The organism is Comamonas sp. GCA5 (assembly GCF_036541385.1).
GTDB classification, from domain to species: Bacteria; Pseudomonadota; Gammaproteobacteria; order Burkholderiales; family Burkholderiaceae_C; genus Comamonas; species Comamonas aquatica.
The window spans coordinates 1-1,272 of the sequence record NZ_JAZHFR010000184.1; the positions used below are offsets into that span (position 1 = coordinate 1).

Genomic DNA, 1,272 nt, shown 5'->3' on the forward strand with positions numbered 1-1,272 from the left:
CAGGCGCGGCAGCTGCAGGCCAGCGGCCAGCTGGAGGCAGCACGCCAGGCCACGCGCAGCAGCTACCGCCAGGCGGCCGATGCCTACGCCCAGGCGCTGGCGGCCTATGTGCACCAGCAGGCCCAGCGCCTGGCCGAGATGCGCGCCGACATGGGTGCCGCCCGCCAGGGCGTGGTCAAGGCGGCCGCGCTGAACATGGCGTTCCTGCTGCTGGGCGTGGCCGTGGGCGCCTACCTGCTGATTGGCAGCATCCGCCGCGCCCTGCGCGCCGCCAACCAGGTGGCCGAGCAGATTGCCGCCGGCGACCTGCGCACCCGCTTCGACCAGCCGCGCCACGATGAATTCGGACAGCTGCTGCAATCCCTGGAGCGCATGAGCCACAGCCTCTCGGCGATGATTGACGACGTGCGCGACAGCGGCGATGCCATCACGGTGGCCAGCGGCGAAATCGCCTCGGGCAACCAGGACCTGTCGCAGCGCACCGAGGTCACGGCCAGCCACCTGCAGCAGGCCGCTGCCGCCATGATGCAGCTCACCCAGACCCTGCAGGCCACGGCCGCCAGCGCGCAGCAGGCTGCCGGACTGGCCCACCAGGCTTCGGGCGTGGCGCAGCGCGGCGGGGCCGTGGTCAGCGAGGTGGTGACCACCATGACCGACATCCACAGCCGCAGCCAGCAGATTGCCGACATCATCGGCGTGATCGATGGCATTGCCTTTCAGACCAACATCCTGGCGCTGAATGCGGCAGTGGAAGCCGCGCGCGCCGGCGAGCAGGGCCGCGGCTTTGCCGTGGTGGCTAGCGAAGTCCGCACCCTGGCCCAGCGCAGCGCCCAGGCCGCCAAGGAAATCAAGCTGCTGATCCAGGACTCCGTCAGCCGCATGGCCGACGGTGCGCGCCTGGTGCAGGACGCGGGCAGCACCATGGACGAGGTGGTGCAGTCCATCCAGCGCGTCACCCAGGTCATGCAGACCATCAACACCAATGCGGCCGAGCAGCGCGATGGTGTGGCCCAGGTGAACGAGGCCGTCGGCGCACTGGACCAGATGACCCAGCAGAATGCCGCCCTGGTCGAAGAAAGTGCCGCCGCCGCGCACAGCCTGCGCGAACAGTCCGAGCAGTTGCGCACCCTGGTGCAGCGCTTCAAGGTGCATCCGCACACGGCCGGCCAGGCCGTGCCGCAAACGCTGGCGGCTGCACTGGCTGCAAGGGCCCCGCAGACCGCCACGGGGCCGCACAGCCTGGGCCTGCACGCCGCCCCCCCTGCCCCGGGT

General features: G+C 70.8%; 1 protein-coding gene. It reads left to right on the forward strand.

The genetic code is table 11. The annotated features are described in order from the left end of the window. The coding region (locus SJH88_RS19115) for a methyl-accepting chemotaxis protein (RefSeq protein WP_274755389.1) at nt 1-1,272 on the forward strand (1,272 nt) is incomplete at both ends.